Here is a 21,882-nt window from a genome sequence, read left to right on the forward strand (position 1 = left end):
CGCTCCCACATTTGATTTGCGCCTGACACCAGATTTGCAGTCACTGCACGTCCACTGTGGGAGCGAGCTTGCTCGCGAAGGCGGCCGCACGAACAACCCATCACTCAGCTTCGATACTCCGCCCGCTCAGCCAACCCTTCTTTAAGAAAATCCACCAACTTGCGCACCTTCGGCGACAGATGCCGCTGCTGCGGATACAGCGCCCACACCGCCGTATTCGGCGGCTGATGCGCCTCGAGCAAGGAAATCAGCGCGCCGCTGTGCAGGTGCTCGAGCACGTAATAGTCCGGCAACTGACACAACCCGACACCCTGAAGCGCCGCATCCAGCACCGCCTGCCCACTGTTGCAACGCCAGTTGCCCTGCACCCGCTGGGAAAATTCCCGCCCGTTCTGTTCCAGTTGCCAGATATCCGAACTGCCGATCAGGCAATTGTGTCGACTCAATTCCGACAAACTGTGTGGGCGCCCATACCGTTCCAGGTAGGAAGGCGACGCGCACAGGTACATTCTCCGTGGCGCCAGGCGTGTCGCGACCAAGCGCGAATCCTGTAGCCGACCCAGACGAATTGCCAGATCCAGCCCTTCATGCACCAGATCCAGCTGGCGATTGCTCAGCTCGATATCGATACGCAGCTGCGGGTACAGCCCCATGAAGCGAGTCACCAGCGGCACGATAAAGCGTTCGCCATAGGCCACCGCGCAGGTCATGCGCAGCATGCCTTTCGGTTCGCTGGTCAGATCGCCTACCGCGCGCAAGGCTTCTTCGCGACCGTCCTGCAGGCGCTGGCAATGCTGCAGAAAAGTCTGCCCGGCTTCGGTCAACGTAACTCGCCGGGTGCTGCGGTAGAGCAGGCGCGTCTGCAAACGCTCTTCGAGCCGTACGATTTGTCGACTGATGTGCGAGGAAGAAACCCCAAGACGCTCGGCAGCGGCGGTGAATTGATTGCATTCGGCGACGGCAACGAACTCGTCGATGCCTTCCCAGCGGTTTTCCGACACTTGGATTATCCCTGTATGGCAATAATGTTTTGCTTTCGTCCGGATTATTCCTCAGGGCGCGCTGAACTACACTGTCTGTCTGCTTTTTTATTTACTGGATTCATTGGAGAGTCAGCATGATCAAGTCGCGCGCCGCCGTTGCCTTCGAGGCCAAGAAGCCGCTGGAAATCGTAGAAGTCGATGTCGCCATGCCGAAGGCTGGTGAAGTGTTGCTGCGCGTTGTCGCTTCCGGGGTGTGCCACACCGATGCCTACACCTTGTCCGGCGCAGACCCGGAAGGCATCTTCCCGTCGATCCTCGGCCACGAGGGTGGCGCCATCGTTGAAGCGATCGGCGAGGGCGTGACCTCGGTTGCCGTCGGCGACCACGTCATTCCGCTGTACACCCCGGAATGCGGCCAGTGCAAATTCTGCAAGTCGGGCAAGACCAACCTCTGCCAGGCGATTCGCGCCACCCAAGGCAAGGGCCTGATGCCGGACGGCACTTCGCGCTTTTCCTACAAGGGCGAAACGATTTTCCACTACATGGGGACGTCGACGTTTTCGGAATACACCGTGCTCCCGGAAATTTCCGTGGCCAAGATCTCCAAAGACGCGCCGCTGGAAAAGGTCTGCCTGCTCGGTTGCGGCGTGACCACCGGTATCGGCGCCGTGCTCAACACCGCCAAGGTCAAACCGGGTGACACCGTGGCCATCTTCGGTCTCGGTGGTATTGGCTTGTCGGCCGTGATCGGCGCGGTGAAAGCCAAGGCTGCGCGCATCATTGCGATCGACATCAACCCGGCCAAGTTCGAAATCGCCAAACAACTCGGTGCCACCGATTGCGTGAACCCGAAAGGCTTTGATCGTCCGATCCAGGAAGTGATCGTCGACATGACCGATGGCGGCGTCGACTTCTCCTTCGAGTGCATCGGCAATGTGCAACTGATGCGCGCCGCGCTTGAGTGCTGCCACAAAGGCTGGGGCGAGTCGGTCATCATCGGTGTCGCCGGTGCCGGTCAGGAAATCGCTACCCGTCCGTTCCAGTTGGTTACCGGTCGCGTCTGGCGCGGTTCGGCGTTCGGCGGCGTGCGTGGCCGTACTGAATTGCCGAGCTACGTCGACATGGCCCAGAGCGGCGAGATCCCGCTGGATACCTTCATCACCCACACCATGGGCCTGGAAGATATCAACAAGGCGTTCGACCTGATGCACGAAGGCAAGAGCATCCGCACCGTCATTCATTTCTAAGGAGCAGCGGCAAGCTACAAGCCACAAGCTGCAAGCAGGCGCAACGCCCTCTTGCAGCTTCAAGCTTGCAGCTTGCGGCTGAAGTGCTATGAATCTGGAAAACATTTCCTGTCAGAAGAGTTTCGGTGGCTGGCACAAGCGTTATCGCCATCGCTCCGAAGTGCTTGATTGCGACATGGTCTTTGCCGTGTACCTGCCGCCGCAGGCGGAGCAGGGGGGCAAGCTGCCGGTGCTGTACTGGTTGTCCGGGCTGACCTGCACCGATGAGAATTTCATGCAAAAGGCCGGCGCGATGCGCATGGCTGCCGAACTTGGTCTGATCATCGTCGCGCCGGATACAAGCCCACGTGGCGCGGATGTCCCGGACGATGCCGACAAAGCTTGGGATTTCGGTCTCGGCGCCGGGTTTTATCTGAACGCCACGCAGGAGCCATGGGCGCATCATTATCAGATGCATGACTATGTCGTGAAGGAATTGCCCGCACTGGTCGAGGCGCATTTCCCCGCGTCCGACAAGCGCAGCATCAGCGGACACTCGATGGGCGGCCACGGTGCCTTGGTCTGTGCCTTACGCAATCCTGGGCGGTATAAATCGGTTTCGGCTTTTTCGCCGATCACCCATCCGATCGATTGCCCGTGGGGTCAGAAGGCCTTTTCCAACTATTTGGGCGAAGACCGTTCGAAGTGGAAGGAGTGGGACGCCTGTGTGCTGATCGCCGATGCGACGGAGAAATTGCCGTTGCTGGTCGATCAAGGTGATCGTGACGATTTCCTCGCCACCCAGCTGAAACCCGAAGCTCTGCAATACGCGGCAAAACAAGCGGGGCATCCGCTGGAGCTGCGCCTGCAACCGGGCTACGACCACAGCTATTTCTTCATCTCAAGCTTCATTGAGGACCACTTGCAGCATCACGCACGCGCTCTGCGCGGTTAATGCAGGTAGAATCACGCCCTGACAAAAATCGGGGCGTTTTTTTATGCGTATTGGCCACGGCTACGATGTGCACCGTTTCGCTGAAGGCGATTTCATTACTCTGGGCGGCGTGCAGATTGCACACGGCTTCGGGCTGCTCGCTCATTCCGACGGTGACGTCCTGCTGCACGCCTTGAGCGATGCCTTGCTCGGCGCGGCGGCGCTGGGTGATATCGGCAAACACTTCCCGGACACCGATCCGCAATTCAAGGGCGCCGACAGCCGTGTGCTGTTGCGTCATGTGGTCAGTCTGATCCACGCCAAGGGCTGGAAAATCGGCAACGTCGACAACACCATCGTTGCCCAGGCGCCAAAAATGGCGCCGCATATCGAATCGATGCGCGCGCTGATCGCGGCGGATCTTCAAGTTGAGTTGGATCAAGTGAACGTCAAAGCTACCACCACCGAAAAGCTTGGCTTTGTCGGTCGCGAAGAAGGTATCGCCGTGCACTCCGTTGCCTTGTTGCTGCGCGCATGAATGAACTGCAATTACTCGGCCCACGGGCCTATGGCGAACCCCTCGGCACAGCGGTACTGAAAGCCATCGCCGAAGATTTCCAGGTCGATGAAGTGCTGGATATTCCGTTCAGCGGTGACGGCGAACATCTGTGGATCTGGGTGGAAAAGCGCGGCCTCAATACCGAAGAAGCGGCGCGGCGTATCGCCAAGGCAGCCGGCGTGCCGTTGCGTACCGTCAGCTATGCCGGCCTCAAGGACCGTCAGGCCCTGACCCGACAGTGGTTCAGCGTGCAACTGCCGGGCAAGGCCGATCCGGATCTGTCGGCGGCGGAAAACGACACGCTGAAGATCCTCAAGACCACGCGCCACAAGCGCAAGCTGCAACGCGGTGCGCATTCGGCCAATGGCTTCACCCTGCGCCTGACGCAATTCAATGGCGACAAAGATGCGATTGAACAGCGCCTGCAACTGATCGCCAAACAAGGCATCCCCAATTATTTCGGCGCCCAGCGCTTCGGCCATGACGGCGGCAACGTTGTCGATGCGCGGGCGTGGGCGGCGCGCAAGGCTTTGCCGGAACAGCGTAATGTGCGATCGCGGTTACTGTCGACGGCGCGCAGCTTTCTGTTCAACCAGGTGCTGGCGGCGCGCGTCGCCGATGGCACCTGGAACACCGCGCTGGTTGGCGATCTGTTGGCCTTTACTGACAGCCGCAGCTTTTTCCCGGCCGGCGAAGCCGAATGCAGCGACCCGCGTCTGGCAATTCTCGACCTGCACCCGACCGGTCCGCAGTGGGGCGAAGGTGACTCGCCAACCGCTGGCGCAGTCCATGAACTGGAGCAGGAGATCGCCGCCCGCGAAGCGGATCTGCGCGACTGGTTGATCCACGCCGGCATGAGCCATGAACGTCGCATCCTGCGGCTGCCCATTGGCGGGTTGACGTGGCATTATCCCCAACCTGACATTCTGCAACTGGAATTCGTCCTCCCGGCCGGATGCTTTGCCACTGTATTGGTGCGCGAGCTCGTTGATCTGGTGCCGGTGGGGCAGACGGACAGCCCATGCGTATTCTGATTTCTAACGACGATGGGGTAACCGCGCCCGGTCTCGCCGCGCTTTATGCTGCGCTGGCGGATTACACCGAATGCGTGGTTATCGCCCCGGAGCAGGACAAAAGCGGCGCCAGCAGTTCGCTGACGCTCGACCGTCCGCTGCACCCGCAATACCTGGCCAACGGCTTTATCAGCCTCAACGGCACACCGACCGATTGCATTCACCTGGGCCTCAACGGCTTGCTTGAGCGCGAAGCGGACATGGTGGTTTCCGGCATCAACCTGGGCGCCAACCTCGGTGACGACGTGCTGTATTCCGGAACCGTGGCGGCAGCCCTTGAAGGACGATTTCTCGAGCGCCCATCGTTTGCCTTTTCACTGGTCTCGCGCCAAGTGGATAACCTGCCGACTGCGGCCTACTTTGCGCGCAAACTGGTCGAGGCCCACGCCGGGCTCGATCTGCCACCGCGCACGGTACTCAACGTGAACATTCCCAATCTGCCCATCGATCACATCCGTGGCATTCAGTTGACCCGTCTCGGCCATCGCGCCCGCGCGGCGGCGCCAATGAAAGTGGTCGATCCGCGCGGCAAGGCCGGTTACTGGATCGCCGCTGCCGGCGACGCTGAAGACGGCGGCCCGGGCACCGATTTTCATGCCGTGATGCAGGGCTATGTGTCCATCACACCGTTGCAGCTCGATCGCACCTTCAATGATGCCTTCAGAAGTCTTGATGGCTGGCTGGGGGGGCTGAGCTGATGCGTGAACATGACGACCGCCTGCGCAGCGGCATTGGCATGACCTCCCAGCGTACGCGCGAGCGACTGATCCAGCGGCTGTATGAAGAAGGCGTATCGAACGCCAAGGTGCTGGAAGTGATCCGCCGCACGCCGCGTCACCTGTTTGTCGACGAGGCGCTGGCGCACCGCGCTTACGAAGACACCGCGCTGCCGATCGGCAACAACCAGACCATCTCCCAGCCTTATATGGTGGCGCGCATGAGCGAGCTGCTGCTGGAGGCCGGCCCGCTGGATAAAGTGTTGGAGATCGGAACCGGTTCCGGCTACCAGACAGCGGTGTTGTCGCAACTGGTTGAACGGGTGTTTTCCGTCGAGCGCATCAAGGTGTTGCAGGATCGCGCCAAGGAGCGTCTGGTCGAGCTGAACCTGCGCAACGTGGTATTTCGCTGGGGCGATGGCTGGGAAGGCTGGCCGGCGCTGGCGCCCTACAACGGCATCATCGTCACCGCCGTCGCCACCGATGTACCGCAAGCTTTGCTGGATCAACTGGCCCCTGGTGGGCGCATGGTGATTCCGGTCGGCTCCGGTGAAGTGCAACAACTGATGCTGATCGTGCGCGAAGAACATGGCTTTTCCCGACACGTTCTGGGCGCTGTGCGTTTCGTGCCTTTGCTCAATGGGCCACTGGCCTGAGCATTTGCAAACAGTCGCTGAATTCCTTTCAACGGCGCCGGTCTTACACCGGCAGCCAAAGTTTAAACGCAGCGTACTTGCCCCTGGCAAACGTGTGCGTCCGGTGATTTCGCGTCATTAAAGGTAAAGCCGTTTCGGCCCGTTATACTTGCGACACTTCATGCCGCAGTGCGGCATTCAGAATTTTCAGCCACCACAAAGGGAGCGGCGGGTGAGTCTCACAGTCATTGCGCAGCGTATGGGTAACACGAGCTTTCAGCGCCTGGTGACTGGCCTTGTCTTGAGCACCTTGCTGGTCGGTTGCTCCAGCACCAAATCGAGCAACGTACGGGTTGTCGATCGCAATAATTCGGTCGCGCAACGTCCGACCGTTACTACCGGACAATATGTAGTCCGCCCCGGCGATACCTTGTTTTCGATCGCCTTTCGTTACGGCTGGGACTACAAAACCCTCGCCGCCCGGAACAATATTCCTACGCCGTATACGATCCATCCGGGTCAGACAATTCGCTTCGACGGGCGCAGCGGTTCAACGCCGACAGCGGTGGTGAGCAACTCCAGTTCTTCACCTTCTTCGTCGAGTAAAACCACGGTAATCCGGCGCCAGGCGAATGGCACCACAACCACTACAACCACCGGTTCCAAAGGGGTTGTACCGTCCGTCGCGAGCAAACCTGCACCCGCTCCACTGCCTCCGGCAGGCCCGGCCCCGACCGGCTGGGGATGGCCATCTAATGGCGTTCTGATTGGAAAATTCTCTTCAAACGGTAGTTTGAATAAAGGAATTGATATCGCCGGAGATTTGGGACAGCCTGTTTTAGCTGCGTCTGATGGGACGGTCGTATACGCCGGGAGTGGCTTAAGGGGCTACGGCGAATTGGTCATCATCAAACACAGCGAAACCTACGTCAGTGCTTACGGACATAACCGCAGGCTGTTGGTTCGGGAGGGGCAGCAGGTCAAGGTCGGACAGACAATTGCCGAAATGGGGTCAACGGGTACAGACCGGGTGAAACTGCATTTTGAGATTCGCCGCCAAGGTAAACCTGTGGATCCGCTGCAGTTCCTGCCAAGACGTTGATTTGTAGGCCAGCCTGTTCCGTCGCGTAGAGGGGACAGGCTCCAGCGTTGCCAAGGATAAAGGCGTCGCTTGAGCTTGGGGTCGAACTCACCAAAGGACTATAACAATGGCTCTCAGTAAAGAAGTGCCGGAGTTTGACATCGACGATGAGGTTCTCCTTATGGAGACCGGCATCGATTCGGATTCGATGTTGAATGATGAAGGGGCTGCTCCACCTTCCGTTCGTTCCAAATCCAGACACTCCGCCACACTCAAACAACATAAATACATCGACTACACTCGGGCACTTGATGCCACGCAGCTGTATCTCAACGAAATCGGCTTTTCCCCTCTGCTCTCCCCGGAAGAAGAAGTTCATTTTGCGCGCTTGTCGCAAAGTGGCGATCCGGCCGGGCGCAAGCGCATGATCGAAAGTAACCTGCGGCTGGTGGTCAAGATCGCCCGGCGTTACGTCAATCGGGGGCTGTCGCTGCTGGATCTGATCGAAGAGGGCAACCTCGGATTGATCCGCGCGGTGGAAAAGTTCGATCCCGAGCGCGGCTTCCGCTTCTCGACCTACGCTACGTGGTGGATCCGTCAGACCATCGAACGCGCGATCATGAATCAGACCCGGACCATCCGGTTGCCGATTCACGTGGTCAAGGAGCTCAACGTGTACCTGCGGGCCGCACGGGAGCTGACGCAAAAACTCGACCACGAACCTTCACCCGAAGAAATCGCCAACCTGCTGGAGAAACCGGTGGGCGAGGTCAAGCGCATGCTCGGCCTGAACGAACGGGTTTCTTCGGTCGACGTCTCGCTGGGTCCGGATTCGGATAAAACCCTGCTGGACACCCTCACTGACGATCGTCCCACCGATCCGTGCGAACTGCTGCAGGACGATGACCTGTCGCAGAGCATCGATCAATGGCTGTCGGAACTGACCGACAAGCAGCGCGAGGTGGTGATTCGCCGCTTCGGCCTGCGCGGTCACGAAAGCAGCACGCTGGAAGATGTCGGCCTGGAGATCGGTCTGACCCGCGAACGGGTGCGGCAGATCCAGGTGGAAGGCCTCAAGCGCCTTCGCGAGATCCTGGAGAAGAATGGCCTGTCGAGCGAGTCGCTGTTCCAATAAGCGCCTGATCGACCGCCCGCAAAAAGCCCCGGCTGATTCAATCAGTCGGGGCTTTTTGTTTATGCCTGTCTCGTGCATCGCGTTGTCGGGCGAGGTGCCAGACGAGTGGTCAGCATTTTCTGAGTTTGTAGTCTCGCGCTGTAAGCCTTTGCTTACTGTGTCGTAAGTGTTCGTTATTTTTACACTTCGGCAGAAGGCGATTGCGATCAATGCTAAGCGGTAACTTGCTGATTTATATAAATATTTTTCAATTGTTATGTCTTTATGTCAGTGTATACCTGCGCCTGAGCCTGATTGCTCCGCTGCGGAAACTCTCTAATATCAGGGCTGTGTCGACGGACAGACACGCCCTTCACGGAAGAGGGGAACGGACATCGCAGGAGGCGATTCATCAGGACGATGAAAAGGAACACAGGGAATAGGGAAAAAATGTGGGCGGGTCATACCGCCCCTTTTTTCGTCTGCAGAAAAGTAAAACCTGCAAAAGCAAAAAGGCCCACAAGGGGCCTTTCAGTCGAGCGCGGGGTAGATCAGCGTTCGAGGTGTTTGATCTTGCCTTCGACACCATCCCACTCTTCGGCATCCGGCAGCGATTCTTTTTTCTCGGTGATGTTCGGCCAGATATCCGCCAGCTCGGCATTGAGCTCGATGAAGTTCTCCATGCCAGCCGGGATTTCATCTTCCGAGAAGATCGCCACAGCCGGGCATTCTGGTTCACACAGCGCGCAGTCGATGCACTCATCCGGGTGAATCACCAGGAAGTTCGGGCCTTCGTAAAAGCAGTCCACCGGACAGACTTCTACGCAGTCGGTGTACTTGCACTTGATGCAGTTGTCGGTGACGACGAAGGTCATTTCTAATTTTCTCCTCAGGCGGCGGCAGCGTTGCCCCTTCACGGTTGGGGTCGCCAGGTTCGGGAGCGATACCTGCTGACCAGGCTATGAGCCAGCAGCATCCCGAACCGCGCGAGATTCTAACAGCTTGAAGCGATTTGCGTTATATCCGCTTCTTCAGTGCTTATATCCGGTTCTTCAGTGCATAGAGCATTTCCAGCGCACGCCGTGGTGTCATGTCGTCCAGATCCACTTTCGCCAATTCGTCGAGTACCGGATGTGGCAGCGAGGCGAACATGTCGCTTTGCTGCGGTGTCGACGGCTTGCCCTTGGCTGCCGATTTCGGCGCTTCGTGGGGCAGGGCGGTGTCTTCCAGACGGCTCAGATGCTCGCGCGCGCGCAAGATCACTTCGCTCGGCACACCCGCCAGTTGTGCGACTGCCAAGCCATAGCTCTGACTGGCAGGCCCAGGCAGAACATGGTGCAGGAACACGATTCGTTCGTTGTGCTCGGTGGCATTGAGATGCACGTTAGCTACCAGAGGTTCGGCTTCCGGTAGCACGGTCAGTTCAAAATAGTGCGTAGCAAACAGGGTGTAGGCGCGCAGATGAGCCAAGCGCTCGGCCGCCGCCCACGCCAGCGACAGACCGTCGAAGGTGCTGGTACCGCGCCCGACTTCGTCCATCAGCACCAGACTGCGCTCGGTGGCGTTATGCAGGATGTTGGCGGTTTCGCTCATCTCGACCATGAAGGTCGAGCGACCACCGGCCAGATCATCGCTTGAGCCGATACGGGTGAAGATGCGGTCGACCAGCGACAACTCGCAACTGGCGGCCGGCACGAAACTGCCGATATGCGCGAGCAACACGATCAACGCGGTTTGCCGCATGTAAGTGGATTTACCGCCCATGTTCGGGCCGGTGATCACCAGCATGCGCGTATTGTCGTCCAGGCTCAGGTCGTTGGCCACGAACGGCGTGGTCAGCACCTGCTCGACCACCGGGTGACGACCCTGGGTGATGCGCATGCACGGCTCGCTGACGAAACGCGGGCAGTTAAGGTCGAGGTTCAAGGCACGCTCGGCGAGGTTGCTCAGCACATCCAGCTCGGCCAATGCGCCGGCGGTGTCCTGCAGCGGTGGCAGCTGGCTGATCAAGTCTTCGAGCAGCGCTTCGTAAAGCATCTTTTCCCGAGCCAGCGCGCGACTCTTGGCCGAGAGCGCCTTGTCTTCGAATTCTTTCAGCTCGGGCGTGATGAAACGCTCGGCGCCTTTGAGCGTCTGCCGGCGGATGTAGTCAGCGGGCGCCGATTCAGCCTGCTTGCTCGGCAGCTCGATGAAGTAGCCGTGGATACGGTTGTAGCCGACTTTCAGATTGGCCAGACCAGTACGGGCCTTCTCCCGGGCTTCCAGATCGATGAGGAACTGGCCGGCGTTTTCGCTCAGCGATTGCAGTTCATCGAGTTCGCTGTCGTAACCGGTTTTCAGCACGCCGCCGTCACGGATCACCGCAGGCGGGTTATCGATGATGGCTTTGGCCAGCAGCGCCGCCAGTTCTGGATAGGTGCTGGTGGTGGCCGCCAGATGCTGCAGGTGCGGCGCTTCCAGCTCGGTCATCGCCACTTGCAGTTCGGGCAGTGCGCCGAGAGCGTCACGCAGACGCGCAAGGTCACGTGGTCGCGCATTGCGCAGGCCTATTCGCGCCAGGATCCGCTCGATGTCGCCGATTTCCTTGAGCTGCGGTTGCAGCTTTTCAAAACGGTAGCCGTCGAGCAGGCAGCGGATCGACGTCTGGCGGGCGAGCAGCACTGTGAGATCGCGCAACGGCCGGTTCAGCCAACGAGTCAGCAAGCGGCTGCCCATGGCGGTCTGGCAGCGATCGACCACCGATTGCAGCGTGTTGTCGCGGCCACCGGCCAGATTGGTGTCGAGTTCCAGATTGCGCCGGCTGGCGCCGTCGAGCACCACGGTGTCATCGAGACGTTCGTGACGCAGGCTACGCAAATGGGGCAGGGCAGTGCGCTGGGTTTCCTTGGCGTACGCCAACAGGCAGCCGGCAGCGCCAATGGCCAGGGTCAGGTTTTCGCAGCCAAAGCCTTTCAGGTCTTGGGTGGAAAACTGCTGGCAGAGACTTTTCAGCGCCGAGTCACGCTCGAAATCCCACGGCGCGCGACGGCGTACGCCACGGCGTTTTTCCGCCGGCAGGTCTTTTGGCCAGTCATCCGGAATCAACAGTTCCACCGGGTTGACACGCTCCAGTTCCGCCAGCAGGTTTTCCCAGCCTTTGATCTCAAGCACGGTGAAGTTGCCGCTGGTGATATCCAGCACCGCCAGACCGAACAGACGCTCATCGCCCAATACAGCTGCGATCAGGTTATCGCGGCGTTCATCCAGCAGCGCCTCGTCGCTGACTGTCCCCGGCGTGATGATCCGTACGACCTGGCGCTCCACCGGGCCTTTGCTGGTGGCCGGGTCGCCGACCTGCTCGCAAATCACCACCGACTCGCCGAGCTTGACCAGTTTCGCCAGGTAACCTTCCGCCGCGTGGTAAGGAATCCCACACATCGGAATCGCCTGACCCGCCGACTGCCCGCGCGCGGTCAGGGTGATGTCCAGCAACTTGGCGGCTTTCTTCGCATCTTCGTAGAAGATTTCGTAGAAATCGCCCATGCGATAGAACATCAGCTGGTCCGGGTGCTGATTCTTCAGGCGCCAGTATTGCTGCATCATCGGAGTGTGGGAGGACAGGTCGGAGACGGCTTTATTCATCGGATTGTCGGGCAACTCGTTAAAAGATGTAGGGCAAAGCGCGGGCAGTGGCCGGGCTTTTCCGCGATGAGCGCAAGGTTACCATGGCCAGTCTGCCCGACGCAGGCACTGCGGTCGGGTGAGCCTTTGCTTGTAGAGAAAAGTTGATCTATGCACGATTTATGCAAATCAGCATTTGTCATCGGGAAAAACTTCAAGCACTATGCGCGTTATGCAAAAACGCAACGTTTCCTCCGTCTTAAGAGCACTGCTCGACCAGCACGGGATCTCCCCCACGGAGCTCCACCGTCGCACCGGCGTGCCTCAATCAACGCTCTCGCGGATTCTCAGCGGGAAGATTGTCGATCCTTCGGATAAACACATTTCGAAGATCGCCGAGTATTTCAACGTCAGCACAGATCAGTTGCGCGGGCGCGCGGACGTCGCGCCAACGACCGGCGGCACTCGCGCTGACGTGCATGCGGAACTCAAGGACATAAGCCTGTGGGACGACGACACGCCCGTCGATGACGACGAGGTGTCGGTGCCCTTTCTACGCGAGGTTGAATTGGCTGCTGGATCAGGAAGATTCGTCATCGAAGAGAGCGAGCGCTCTAGCCTGCGCTTCGGCAAGCGCAGCCTGCGCCACAACGGCGTGCAATTCGACCAGGCCAAATGCGTGACGGTGCGCGGCAACAGCATGTTGCCTGTTCTTCGCGATGGCGCCACCGTCGGCGTCAACGCCGGCAAGTGCGGCATCGGCGACATCATCGATGGCGATCTGTATGCGATCAATCACAACGGCCAGCTGCGCGTGAAACAACTCTATCGCCTGCCCACCGGCATCCGTCTGCGCAGCTTCAATCGCGACGAGCATCCGGACGAGGACTACAGCTTCCAGGAAATCCAGGAAGAGCAGATCGTCATCCTCGGTCACGTCTTCTGGTGGGGCATGTACGCCCGCTAGCCCCTTTCGATTCAACTGAAACCTGCCCCTCGGCAGGTTTTTTTTCGCCTGCACAAATCTCCCCACCCCTTGGCCCGCTTGGGTTTCATGCATACGCGCAAATTTAATGCATAAATAAATGCATTTGCGCATTGACTGTGTATGCATCCATGCATATTCTTGCCACCAAGCCGCTCGACAAAGCGGCTGGCAAGACAAGCTCTTTAGTTTCACAAGAACAGGCAGCGATGAACCGGCCTCAACGGTTCAGAGGGTTGGCAACTGACCCGGGTGTGCAGCGTAAAGCACCAGAAGCAGTTATCCGGCGGGCAGGGACCGCGGTCGGAAAAACAATCTGAATGGACTCGTACCGCGCCAGTAGCGCCGAAAAGTCAGCTTCCTTCTCGAACACAGGATTGGAAGGAAGGCGAAGGAGCGCATTACTGAAAAGCCCGGTGTACAAGCGCCGGGCTTTTTGGAATGCCTGCCTCAAGAGAAACCGTTTGAACCAACCCATCACTCATCAATCACCCACGGAGGCGTGACATGACAAACGAGCAACAAGCGTTGGCGGACATGCCGATCTGGCTGGTCATCCTCCTCGCTGTCGTCGGCGGGGTGTCCGGCGAAATGTGGCGCGCCGACAAGGAGGGCGCACGCGGCTGGTCGCTGGTGCGGCGTCTGGCTCTGCGTTCCGGCGCCTGCATGATCTGCGGGGTGTCGGCAATCATGCTGCTGTACGCCGCTGGCATGTCGATCTGGGCCGCTGGTGCTTTTGGCTGCTTGACGGCGATGGCCGGCGCTGATGTCGCTATAGGTCTTTACGAACGCTGGGCGGCCAAGCGCATCGGCGTCTGTGAAGTGCCGCCGCGCGACCAGCCTTAACCCTGAATATTTTTCCGTGCCGCCATGTCGGCGGCAGGGCTGCACGTGGACGAATGAAAAGGAGGTCATGTATGCCCACACCGATCCAGCAGCCGTCGCAACTGTTCACAACCATCGCGACGACACTGCGCAACACCGCCGGTCTCAACCTCAATGTCGGTAGTCACGCTGATTTCACAGCGGCGGGCGCTCAAGCCTGGGTACTGATCGACTTTGCCCGAAATGCGTCCGGCGTGCGTGGCGCTGATGGGCGTATCGCTCATGTCATGACGTTGTCACTGCAAGTTATCCCGGCGCTTTCTGCGACCGCTTTTGCAGCGTGCGATCTGATCGCCGTGCTGAAAAACCTGATCACCGACAACCGCTGGGGATTGCCCGGCGATCAATGCGATCTGCCCCTGAATATCGATGGCTTGCCATCGTTGCTTATCAGTGCTGATCAGCAATACAAAGCCTGGACCCTGACCTTCGAGCAGACGCTCTACCTCGGCTCGACCCTGCTCGACGATCCACTGGGCATGCCGAAATTCGCTCGCACCTGGGAAGTCAGCAACATCGACGATCCAGACCAGTACACCGCGCTGGAGGGCTGACCGATGTTCGATGCATTACTGCGTATGCAGCTTGGCCCGATCATTGAGCGTCTGGCGGAAATGGAAGCGGAAATCGAAGACTTGCACCGCCGCGCCGAGAGTTTCTGTCGCATTGGCATCTGCCAGTCAATTGATGCGGCGAGCAATACATGCCAGGTCAGCCATGGTGGATTGCTCACCCCGGCGATCAAGTTCTTCAACCCTAGCGCCGGTGCGCAAAGCGAATCGCGCATCCCCACGGTGGGCGAGCAGTGCCTGCTGTTCAACTATGGCAGCGGTGAAAGCGGTGCGCAGACTGTGGCGTTGTTCGGCTTGAACAGTGACCGTTTCCCCCCGGCCTCGACTGTGCCGACGCTGACCCGTCGGGTACATCAGGACGGCAGCGAAAGCGGTTACGACGACGCCAGCCACGCCTTGCACTGGCTCAACGGACCCGCGCAATTCAACGGGTCTCGCGAGTCGCTCGAACTGAGCATCGGCCCTGCACGTCTGGCCATGACGCCACAACTGATCACCCTGCAACTGGGCGCCGTCGGCCTGAGCATCGACGCCTCGGGCGTGCACTTCAGCGGCCCCTTGGTCGATCACCAGGGCCGCGTCATCAGCCCCTGATTCAAGAGCCTCCCATGATCGGAATCGATAGAGACAGCGGGGCTACGGTCGACGACTGGCTGCAATTCGTGCAGCGCGCGACCCGAGCCCTGACCACACCGCTGGGCACCCGGCAGAAACGACCTTTGTACGGTTCGCTGATTCCCACTCTCCTCGGGCAGAACCTCGGTGACGACATTCTGCTTCTGGCACAGAGCCACGCCGCCCAGGCGTTCTACAACTCGCAAAACGGCATCGACGATTTTCAGCCGCAAGTGATTGTCGCCAGCCGTCACGGCGACGGCCTGCTGCTGCGCTTCGCCGGCACCTGGAAAAACCGCCAACAAACCTTCGAGGTGCTGACATGAGCATGCTGATACCTGGCCAGAATCAGCTGGCCGAACCCGCGCTGATCACGGTCGAAGCGTTCGAAGACTTGCTCGCCGAGTTCAAGACTTTCGTCATCGAATACGTGGGGGCTCGCTCGCCGGCCAGCGCCGTGAAACTCAAGGCGAGTCTGGAAAACGAAAGCGAATTGCTGACCCTCGCGCTGGAAGCGTTCTGCGTGCGTCTGCAAACCCATGAGCGTAAATACAATGCACGCATCAAGCAGATGCTGGCGTGGTGGGCGACCGGCAGCAATCTCGATGCGCGGCTGGCGGACATGGGCCTTGAGCGGCAATTGCTCGATCCCGGCGACCCGGCGGCATTCCCGTCGGTGCCGGCGATTTATGAAAGTGATGACGACGCTCGGCTGCGTTATTACCTCGCGCCCCATGCACCGGCGGCGGGTTCGCGGATGCAGTATCGCCGCGAGGTGTTCACCCTCGGCGAGCGGCCAACAGTTCAGGTCGAATCCACCGACGCCGGTGTAGTGAATGTGACCTACACCTTCAATCCGGACGGCCACGCCGCGCAGCTCAAGGATGGCAACGGGCGGCGCACTGCGCCGGGCGAAGTGCAAGTCACCGTGCTTTCTCGAGACGGCGATGGTACGCCTTCCGAAGCATTGCTCGACGGCGTCCGTCAGCACTTTGCTCGTCCCGACGTGCGCCCGGAAACCGACCTTGTCACCGTCAAAGCGGCCGAGATCCAGCGCTACAAAATCCGCGTCGTCGCAAAGATCAATTCCGGTCCCGATTCGGGCCTGACCAAGGTCGCGGCGCAAGCACAATTGCAAGCGTATGCCGACAGTTGCCATCGCCTCGAAGGCCGGGTCGATCCGAGCTGGATCGACTACACGTTGCACAGCGCCGGCGCCGTGCAACTGCAGATTCTCGAACCGCTGACGCCGATCGTCACCACCGCGTTTCAGGCGCCGTATTGCACAGCGGTCGAAGTCGAGGTGCTGACGCTATGAGTGAAAAAACTCGGCGCCCGACCTTACTGCCAGCCAACAGCTCGGCACTTGAGCGCGGACTGGATCTGGGCTTCGGCGCCTTGCTTGATCGCATCGCACCGCCGTTCCCGGAATTGATGAACCCCAGCGAAACGCCAGTGGCTTTCCTGCCTTATCTGGCTGCCGATCGTGGAGTCGCCGAATGGAGCACTGATGCGCCGGTGGCGGAGAAGCGCCTCACCGTCGAACTGGCCTGGCCCACCGCCCGCCAGGCCGGCACTCGCAAGGCCCTGGAAAACGCCGCCAAGGGTCTGCAATTAAGACCCGAGATACGCGCCTGGTACGAACAGACACCGCCCGGCGTGCCGTACAGCTTTTCTGTGCGTGCCTTCAGCGAACAACCCTATAGCGAAGAAATCGATGCACGTCTCGACCGACGCCTGGCGGATGCCAAGAGCGAACGCGATGTGCTGACGGTCTCCGTTGGCTTGAGCGCGTTCGGCAGTCACGTCATCGGCGCCGCGACGTTCTGCGGCGAACTGACCACGGTTTATCCGGTGTTCATCGAAGGTCTTGAAACCTCTGGCGAGGCGTTCATGGCTGCCGGCATGTACACCGTCGAAACATCCACTATTTATCCTCAGGGGGCCTGAATGGCTGACTATTACACCCTGCTCACCAACGCAGGGATTGCCTACGAAACGGCGTGTAAAGCCGCGGGCACGCCGATCAAGTTGACGCAGATATCCGTCGGCGACGGCGGCGGCACGGTCTACAACCCGGCCGCGACCGCCACTGCGCTGAAACGCGAAGTCTGGCGCGGGCCGCTCAATGCGCTGTTCCAGGACGAGAAAAACCCGAGCTGGCTGCTCGCCGAAGTGACTATTCCGCCGGATGTTGGCGGCTGGTATGTGCGCGAAGCAGGGCTGTGGACCGACACCGGCATTCTCTACGCCATCGTCAAATACCCGGAGTCGTTTAAACCGGTGCTGGCGACGTCGGGATCGGGCAAAGAGTTTTACATTCGCTCGATTTTCGAAACGAGCAATGCGTCTCTGGTGACGTTGTTGATTGATGACTCCGTGGTCAAGGCTACTCGTGCCTGGGTCATGAGTTATCTGGCCGAAGAACTCGGCAAGCTCGATGGCAAACAATCGGTGCGCGCCGCAGCGACTGGCAATGTCGTACTGAACAGCGCACAGCAGATTGATGGTATTGCCGTAATTGCCGGCGATCGTGTGCTGCTGCCGAGCCAGACGCTGGCCAAGGACAACGGCCTGTGGATTGTTGCCAATGGCGACTGGGTGCGGGCCACCGATGCCAACACCAGCGCCAAGGTCACCCCGGGTCTGACGGTCATGGTGGAGGAGGGCACGGCGAACGGTGATTCGCTGTGGCACCTGACCACCAATGCGCCGATCACCCTCGGCACCACCGCGCTGCAATTCAAGATGCTCGCCGGGCGAACCGGGATTGCTGCCGGGACTTACAAGAGTCTGACCGTTGATGAATACGGTCGGGCGACAGCAGGTGCGAATCCGCAAACGTTGGCTGGGTTCGGCATCACCGACGCCCTCGGGATCAATAGCACAGCGGTTGCCGCTCGCAAGCTTGAAACGGCGCGCAGCATTGCCATTTCCGGCGCGGCTAGCGGTAGCACTTCGTTTGACGGCTCGGCAAACGCCAACATTTCACTAGCGTTGGCCGACTCGGGCGTTTCTGCCGGCACTTACACAAAAATTGCCGTTAATGCCAAAGGGTTGGCTACCAGCGGCGGGAACCTGATCGCATCGGATGTCCCCGCTCTGGACTGGAGCAAGATCACTTCAGGCAAACCCAATTCGTTGTCGGGATACGGAATCACCGACAGCTACACGCAGGCGCAGACCAACAGCGTAGTCAGCACCGCTTTTGCGAACTTTTCTGCGACGACTCTGAGGGTGCCCGCGCTCGTCAATGGTTTTGCCGACGGCAATGCAACTCGATACTGGAAAGCCAACGGCAATGTCTACGTAAGCATCGACGCTACACGTTGGGTCAGTAACGGTATCGATCCATTGGTCATGTTTACCCTTCCGCCTGGATTTCGGCCTATCACCAGAATGTGTGGAACGGGAGACTGGGCGACCAACAGTCCCCTCGCATTTGGGTGGCTGTCGTGGCGAGCGGAAGTCACAGGCGAGGTCGTTCTGGATTATGCGATGGGCTCCACTGCAGGCGCGGGTGGCTTCGCCTGTCAATTCAGTTTCTGCGTTCAAGCGGTTTAAGGAGGCAATATGATTTTTGTGATCGATCAGGATGGCAAGTTTCTGTATGCCGCCGACGCTCCGGAGGGGGCGATGAACTGGACTCGCGCGCAATTGCCTCAACCGTGCTGGAATCCCCGCTTCAAAGGGACGCGTATTCCCGATACCGGCGAATGGAATGGCGAATGGGAGCATGACGGCGAGCCCATGCCCACCCTCGCGGACTTGTGCGCAAGGATTGATGAGTACGCTGATCAAGCGCGGCAGGCTGTTTCAGGCGATCCATTGCGCGCAGTTGAATACGAGCGAGCTGCTGCCGAGGCGCTAGCCTTCAAAAATAATGGCTATCCGGCCGACGCGGTGCCGCGCAGCGTTGCTGCCTGGGCAATCATGGGGCGCACGGCTCAGGACGCTGCCGATGACATCCTGACCGAAGCCGCCCAATATGCAGAACGGCTTTACCTTATCCGAGAGCGGCGCCTGGAGGCGAAAGAGTCGATCAGGCACAAGCTTGCAGCGGGTGCAGCCGATGAGGCCAGGCAGATCGCTGACGAGGTGATCTCAAATATTCAGTCGGCCGTTGGCAGCCCGCGTTTTTCGGCAGATCACCGAGTTGACCCCATCCAGGCTGTTACCTCGATTCAATGAGCGTCCCGAGTCAGGGCAACGTTTTCCCGACACCAGCTGTTCAACACCCGCCAAAGCCCCTCCCTCCCGAGGGGCTTTCCCGTTTATGGAGAAACGAAAAATGGCAACCCGCCAAACCTACACCGTGCTCGTTCCATTCCCCACCGGCGGTGGGCACTGGTCGAGCGTTGGTCAAGAACTCGATCTGCTCGATGTCGAGGCCAGTGCCTTGCACTTTGCCGGTCGACTTGAGCCGAAAACCCCTATCACCCAGGCCAAAAAGGCCGCTGCCAAGAAGGCTGACTGAACATGGCTGAGGTTCTGAACTTCGAGCACAACGGCATTACCGTCAATGCCACCGAATCCCCCGAGGCCATGGGTGGCCTGGGTGACAACGTTATCGGTCTGGTCGGCACTGCGCCGAACGCCGATCCGCTGATTCCGCGAAACGCACCGTTTCGCATCAACAGTTTCACCACCCACGCGCTGCTCGATCCGACCGGATCGGAAGAGGGCACGCTGTATCACGCCGTTTACCAGATCCTCAAAGTGGTGAAAGTGCCGGTTTACGTGGTCATCGTCGAAGCAGGCGCGACCCCGGCCGATACGGTCAACGCGGTGATCGGCGGTGTCGAGCCGGCCACTGGCCGCAAGCTCGGTCTGGCGGCACTGGGCAGTGTCCCGGAAGACCTGACCATCATCGGCGCGCCGGGCTTCACCGGCAGCAAAGCGGTGGCCGGTGAGTTCGCCTCGTTCGGCAAGCGCATCAAGGCCCGCGTGGTGCTGGACGGCAAGGATGTGTCGGTGGCCGATCAGGTGCTGTACAGCCAGGAACTCGGCGGCGCCGAACTCGGTTTCGACCGTTGCCTGGTGGTGCACAACATGCCCGCCGTGTATTCGAAAGCGGCGAAGAAAAACGTCTTCCTGTCGCCGTCCAGTCTGGCGATTGCCGCGCTGGCCAAGGTCAAGCAGTGGGAGAGCCCGGGCAACCAGGTGACCTTCGCCGAAGATGTTTCGCGGGTCGTCGAGTACAACATCCTCGACACGTCCACCGAAGGCGATCTGCTCAACCGTTACGGCGTCAGCTACTACGCCCGCACCGTGCTTGGCGGCTTCTCGCTGCTGGGCAACCGCTCGATCACCGGCAAGTTCATCAGCTACGTCGGCCTCGAAGATGCGATCAGCCGCAAGCTGGTCAAGGCCGGCCAGAAAGCCATGGCCAAGAACCTCACCAAATCCTTCATGGATCAGGAGGTCAAGCGCATCAACGACTGGCTGCAGACCCTGGTCGCCGACGAAACCATTCCCGGCGGCAGCGTGTATCTGCACCCGGAACTCAACAGCGTCGAGAAGTACAAGAACGGCACCTGGTACGTGGTCATCGACTACGGCCGCTACGCGCCGAACGAACACATGGTGTATCAACTCAACGCCCGCGATGAAATCATCGAGCAGTTCCTGGAGGACGTTCTCTAATGTTTACCAACCGCGTAAGACAGGCCATCGCGGCCACCCTGCAAGGCCTGCCGTTGTCGGCGACCGTTGAGGAATTCACCCCGCCGAAAATCGAATTCGACATGGAAGAGATGCGCGGCGGGCGCTTCATCGTCGAAGAAATGGCCAAGGGCGGCAAAGCGCTCGGCGCCAAGCTGACCCTGCAAGGCCTCGGTGCCGAAGTACTGCTGGCGCTGGGCGTGAAGCTCGGCGACGACATTCTGCTGAACGTGCGTGAAGCCGGTCAGGATCAGGATGGCAACACCTGGTTCACCTACCACACCGTCGGCGGCCAGTTGAAATCCCTTGAGGAAACCGCAGTGAAAATGGGCGAGAAGCCCAAGACCAATCTGGAACTGTCCTGCCGCACCTACAACCGCCTGGAAAACGGCGTGCCGGTGATCGACATCGACGTGCGCACGCAAAAGTTCGTGCTCAACGGCGTCGACATCCTTGGTGATGCACGGCGCGCGGTGTTGATGCCGTAAACCTCGGTTTACCGGCAAATCACAAAACCCTGTGGGAGCGAGCCTGCTCGCGAAAGCGGTCATTCAGTTATATCAATTTCGAATGTGCCAAAGCCTTCGCGAGCAGGCTCGCTCCCACAGTGGATCTAAACGAATCACCAAGGAATTCATACATGCCGTGGATGCCACCCCAACACGAACTGCTGTCGCCGATCACCGGCGACGATGGCTCGCAGATCGAATCGATCCAGCTCAAACCGCTGCTCTACGCCGCACAGAAAGAAGCGCTGGAACGCGCCGGCGATGACGAAGACGATCAGTTCTTCGAGCTGGCGCTGCTCGCCACCGGCCTGTCGGTCAAGGAACTCGATCAGCTCAAACGTCCGGACTACGTGAGCATCGCCCAGTACGTCCATGAGATGTCGACCCGGCCGAGTTCATACTTTCTCGAACAGATGGAAGACGGGAAAACGTCTGTCGATCCAGACAAGATTCAACTGTTGCAACCGCTCGCCGTCACCGGCCGCACCGTCGACTCGCTGAGCCTGGAAATGCCCGTGCTGCGCGCCACCAAAGTGATGAAGAAACTGAAAACGGCCAAGGAACGCGCCGAATTCATCACCGCCCACTGCACCGGCCTGATGATGCCCGATCTGGCCCAGCTCACCGTCCCGGACTGGACGCAATTGCAGGTGCGCATCGACGATTTTTTAAACCAGCCGGCGGCCTACTTTCGGAACGCGACATCGAAGTAATCCTCGATATCGTCCCGC

Annotated in this window: 24 protein-coding genes; 21 read left to right on the plus strand and 3 right to left on the minus strand. The window is 59.5% G+C overall.

The window, feature by feature from the left end; translation table 11 throughout:
* Positions 1 to 104 precede the first annotated feature (104 nt).
* A complete protein-coding gene (locus tag QMX86_RS17490) occupies positions 105 to 1,001 on the minus strand; it encodes a LysR substrate-binding domain-containing protein (RefSeq protein WP_073476033.1) in 897 nt (298 codons plus the stop codon).
* Positions 1,002 to 1,117: 116 nt separating this feature from the next.
* On the opposite strand from QMX86_RS17490, the gene QMX86_RS17495 reads away from it, so the two are divergent.
* The 8 genes from QMX86_RS17495 to rpoS all read left to right on the plus strand — a co-directional run bounded on the left by QMX86_RS17495 (position 1,118) and on the right by rpoS (position 8,342).
* On the plus strand, positions 1,118 to 2,230 hold the full coding sequence (locus QMX86_RS17495) for an S-(hydroxymethyl)glutathione dehydrogenase/class III alcohol dehydrogenase (protein WP_282385293.1): 1,113 nt from the start codon (positions 1,118 to 1,120) through the stop codon (positions 2,228 to 2,230).
* A gap of 88 nt (positions 2,231 to 2,318) precedes the next feature.
* A complete protein-coding gene (gene fghA, locus QMX86_RS17500; RefSeq protein ID WP_282385291.1) occupies positions 2,319 to 3,164 on the plus strand; it encodes an S-formylglutathione hydrolase in 846 nt (281 codons plus the stop codon).
* Between the two features lie 43 nt (positions 3,165 to 3,207).
* Positions 3,208 to 3,681, plus strand: a complete 474-nt coding sequence (gene ispF, locus QMX86_RS17505; RefSeq protein ID WP_253499599.1) for a 2-C-methyl-D-erythritol 2,4-cyclodiphosphate synthase — start codon at positions 3,208 to 3,210, stop codon at positions 3,679 to 3,681.
* Entirely contained in the window at positions 3,678 to 4,736 is a 1,059-nt protein-coding gene (truD, locus tag QMX86_RS17510; RefSeq protein ID WP_258605174.1) for a tRNA pseudouridine(13) synthase TruD, read from the plus strand. Before ispF ends, truD begins: the two co-directional genes overlap by 4 nt.
* Positions 4,724 to 5,473, plus strand: a complete 750-nt coding sequence (surE, locus tag QMX86_RS17515) for a 5'/3'-nucleotidase SurE (protein ID WP_024011837.1) — start codon at positions 4,724 to 4,726, stop codon at positions 5,471 to 5,473. The genes truD and surE overlap by 13 nt, the downstream gene beginning before the upstream one ends.
* Positions 5,474 to 5,511: 38 nt before the next feature.
* Positions 5,512 to 6,147, plus strand: a complete 636-nt coding sequence (locus QMX86_RS17520) for a protein-L-isoaspartate(D-aspartate) O-methyltransferase (RefSeq protein WP_160768345.1) — start codon at positions 5,512 to 5,514, stop codon at positions 6,145 to 6,147.
* 211 nt (positions 6,148 to 6,358) lie between these two features.
* A complete protein-coding gene (locus QMX86_RS17525) occupies positions 6,359 to 7,228 on the plus strand; it encodes a peptidoglycan DD-metalloendopeptidase family protein (protein WP_016771452.1) in 870 nt (289 codons plus the stop codon).
* 106 nt (positions 7,229 to 7,334) lie between these two features.
* Positions 7,335 to 8,342, plus strand: a complete 1,008-nt coding sequence (gene rpoS, locus QMX86_RS17530; RefSeq protein ID WP_016771451.1) for an RNA polymerase sigma factor RpoS — start codon at positions 7,335 to 7,337, stop codon at positions 8,340 to 8,342.
* Positions 8,343 to 8,872: 530 nt separating this feature from the next.
* Here the strand turns inward: rpoS and fdxA are convergent.
* Positions 8,873 to 9,196, minus strand: a complete 324-nt coding sequence (gene fdxA / locus QMX86_RS17535; protein ID WP_073476020.1) for a ferredoxin FdxA — start codon at positions 9,194 to 9,196, stop codon at positions 8,873 to 8,875.
* 163 nt (positions 9,197 to 9,359) lie between these two features.
* Positions 9,360 to 11,942 (minus strand): DNA mismatch repair protein MutS, encoded by a 2,583-nt coding sequence (gene mutS, locus QMX86_RS17540; RefSeq protein WP_122704937.1) that lies wholly within the window; start codon positions 11,940 to 11,942, stop codon positions 9,360 to 9,362.
* A 202-nt stretch (positions 11,943 to 12,144) separates the two neighbouring features.
* Between mutS and QMX86_RS17545 the strand changes: the two genes are divergently transcribed.
* The 13 genes from QMX86_RS17545 (at position 12,145) to QMX86_RS17605 (ending at position 21,864) form a co-directional block, all read left to right on the plus strand.
* A complete protein-coding gene (locus QMX86_RS17545; protein ID WP_110600122.1) occupies positions 12,145 to 12,888 on the plus strand; it encodes an XRE family transcriptional regulator in 744 nt (247 codons plus the stop codon).
* 525 nt (positions 12,889 to 13,413) lie between these two features.
* Entirely contained in the window at positions 13,414 to 13,752 is a 339-nt protein-coding gene (locus tag QMX86_RS17550; RefSeq protein ID WP_024011844.1) for a phage holin family protein, read from the plus strand.
* 71 nt (positions 13,753 to 13,823) lie between these two features.
* Positions 13,824 to 14,345, plus strand: a complete 522-nt coding sequence (locus QMX86_RS17555) for a hypothetical protein (protein WP_122704939.1) — start codon at positions 13,824 to 13,826, stop codon at positions 14,343 to 14,345.
* 3 nt (positions 14,346 to 14,348) lie between these two features.
* A complete protein-coding gene (locus QMX86_RS17560) occupies positions 14,349 to 14,957 on the plus strand; it encodes a phage baseplate assembly protein V (protein ID WP_122704941.1) in 609 nt (202 codons plus the stop codon).
* Positions 14,958 to 14,971: 14 nt separating this feature from the next.
* Entirely contained in the window at positions 14,972 to 15,304 is a 333-nt protein-coding gene (locus QMX86_RS17565; protein ID WP_016771443.1) for a phage baseplate protein, read from the plus strand.
* Positions 15,301 to 16,296: a baseplate J/gp47 family protein gene (locus QMX86_RS17570; protein WP_122704943.1), complete on the plus strand. Its 996-nt coding sequence runs from the start codon at positions 15,301 to 15,303 to the stop codon at positions 16,294 to 16,296. Before QMX86_RS17565 ends, QMX86_RS17570 begins: the two co-directional genes overlap by 4 nt.
* Positions 16,293 to 16,928 carry a phage tail protein I gene (locus QMX86_RS17575; protein ID WP_282385281.1) on the plus strand — a complete coding sequence of 212 codons (636 nt, stop codon included), beginning with the start codon at positions 16,293 to 16,295 and terminating at the stop codon, positions 16,926 to 16,928. Before QMX86_RS17570 ends, QMX86_RS17575 begins: the two co-directional genes overlap by 4 nt.
* Positions 16,929 to 18,542, plus strand: coding sequence for a phage tail protein (locus QMX86_RS17580; RefSeq protein WP_282385279.1), 1,614 nt, complete (start codon positions 16,929 to 16,931; stop codon positions 18,540 to 18,542).
* A gap of 9 nt (positions 18,543 to 18,551) precedes the next feature.
* The gene (locus tag QMX86_RS17585) at positions 18,552 to 19,169 is read left to right on the plus strand and encodes a hypothetical protein (RefSeq protein ID WP_110645910.1); all 618 of its coding nucleotides are present in this window, start codon (positions 18,552 to 18,554) and stop codon (positions 19,167 to 19,169) included.
* Positions 19,170 to 19,269: 100 nt separating this feature from the next.
* Positions 19,270 to 19,455: a hypothetical protein gene (locus QMX86_RS17590; protein WP_039762525.1), complete on the plus strand. Its 186-nt coding sequence runs from the start codon at positions 19,270 to 19,272 to the stop codon at positions 19,453 to 19,455.
* Between the two features lie 2 nt (positions 19,456 to 19,457).
* Positions 19,458 to 20,624 carry a phage tail protein gene (locus tag QMX86_RS17595; RefSeq protein ID WP_160768312.1) on the plus strand — a complete coding sequence of 389 codons (1,167 nt, stop codon included), beginning with the start codon at positions 19,458 to 19,460 and terminating at the stop codon, positions 20,622 to 20,624.
* On the plus strand, positions 20,624 to 21,130 hold the full coding sequence (locus QMX86_RS17600) for a phage major tail tube protein (protein ID WP_039762530.1): 507 nt from the start codon (positions 20,624 to 20,626) through the stop codon (positions 21,128 to 21,130). The genes QMX86_RS17595 and QMX86_RS17600 overlap by 1 nt, the downstream gene beginning before the upstream one ends.
* A gap of 152 nt (positions 21,131 to 21,282) precedes the next feature.
* Complete coding sequence (locus QMX86_RS17605) at positions 21,283 to 21,864, plus strand: phage tail assembly protein (protein ID WP_282386580.1); 582 nt, start codon at positions 21,283 to 21,285, stop codon at positions 21,862 to 21,864.
* Positions 21,865 to 21,882: the final 18 nt, after the last annotated feature.

Origin of the sequence: Pseudomonas sp. PS01270, from assembly GCF_029959775.1 — a bacterium.
GTDB classification, from domain to species: Bacteria; Pseudomonadota; Gammaproteobacteria; order Pseudomonadales; family Pseudomonadaceae; genus Aquipseudomonas; species Aquipseudomonas atacamensis.

Bases quoted from the DNA above. Each gene is read 5' to 3' on its own strand.
- QMX86_RS17520 (WP_160768345.1), top strand. From the start codon at position 5,512: ATGACCTCCCAGCGTACGCGCGAGCGACTGATCCAGCGGCTGTATGAA.
- QMX86_RS17545 (WP_110600122.1), top strand. From the start codon at position 12,145: ATGCGCGTTATGCAAAAACGCAACGTTTCCTCCGTCTTAAGAGCACTG.
- QMX86_RS17580 (WP_282385279.1), top strand. From the start codon at position 16,929: ATGGCTGACTATTACACCCTGCTCACCAACGCAGGGATTGCCTACGAA.
- QMX86_RS17565 (WP_016771443.1), top strand. From the start codon at position 14,972: ATGATCGGAATCGATAGAGACAGCGGGGCTACGGTCGACGACTGGCTG.
- QMX86_RS17555 (WP_122704939.1), top strand. From the start codon at position 13,824: ATGCCCACACCGATCCAGCAGCCGTCGCAACTGTTCACAACCATCGCG.
- QMX86_RS17605 (WP_282386580.1), top strand. From the start codon at position 21,283: ATGCCGTGGATGCCACCCCAACACGAACTGCTGTCGCCGATCACCGGC.
- fdxA (WP_073476020.1), bottom strand. From the start codon at position 9,196: ATGACCTTCGTCGTCACCGACAACTGCATCAAGTGCAAGTACACCGAC.
- surE (WP_024011837.1), top strand. From the start codon at position 4,724: ATGCGTATTCTGATTTCTAACGACGATGGGGTAACCGCGCCCGGTCTC.
- QMX86_RS17590 (WP_039762525.1), top strand. From the start codon at position 19,270: ATGGCAACCCGCCAAACCTACACCGTGCTCGTTCCATTCCCCACCGGC.
- QMX86_RS17560 (WP_122704941.1), top strand. From the start codon at position 14,349: ATGTTCGATGCATTACTGCGTATGCAGCTTGGCCCGATCATTGAGCGT.
- QMX86_RS17575 (WP_282385281.1), top strand. From the start codon at position 16,293: ATGAGTGAAAAAACTCGGCGCCCGACCTTACTGCCAGCCAACAGCTCG.
- QMX86_RS17570 (WP_122704943.1), top strand. From the start codon at position 15,301: ATGAGCATGCTGATACCTGGCCAGAATCAGCTGGCCGAACCCGCGCTG.
- fghA (WP_282385291.1), top strand. From the start codon at position 2,319: ATGAATCTGGAAAACATTTCCTGTCAGAAGAGTTTCGGTGGCTGGCAC.
- truD (WP_258605174.1), top strand. From the start codon at position 3,678: ATGAATGAACTGCAATTACTCGGCCCACGGGCCTATGGCGAACCCCTC.
- QMX86_RS17600 (WP_039762530.1), top strand. From the start codon at position 20,624: ATGTTTACCAACCGCGTAAGACAGGCCATCGCGGCCACCCTGCAAGGC.
- ispF (WP_253499599.1), top strand. From the start codon at position 3,208: ATGCGTATTGGCCACGGCTACGATGTGCACCGTTTCGCTGAAGGCGAT.
- QMX86_RS17585 (WP_110645910.1), top strand. From the start codon at position 18,552: ATGATTTTTGTGATCGATCAGGATGGCAAGTTTCTGTATGCCGCCGAC.
- QMX86_RS17495 (WP_282385293.1), top strand. From the start codon at position 1,118: ATGATCAAGTCGCGCGCCGCCGTTGCCTTCGAGGCCAAGAAGCCGCTG.
- QMX86_RS17550 (WP_024011844.1), top strand. From the start codon at position 13,414: ATGACAAACGAGCAACAAGCGTTGGCGGACATGCCGATCTGGCTGGTC.
- mutS (WP_122704937.1), bottom strand. From the start codon at position 11,942: ATGAATAAAGCCGTCTCCGACCTGTCCTCCCACACTCCGATGATGCAG.
- rpoS (WP_016771451.1), top strand. From the start codon at position 7,335: ATGGCTCTCAGTAAAGAAGTGCCGGAGTTTGACATCGACGATGAGGTT.
- QMX86_RS17595 (WP_160768312.1), top strand. From the start codon at position 19,458: ATGGCTGAGGTTCTGAACTTCGAGCACAACGGCATTACCGTCAATGCC.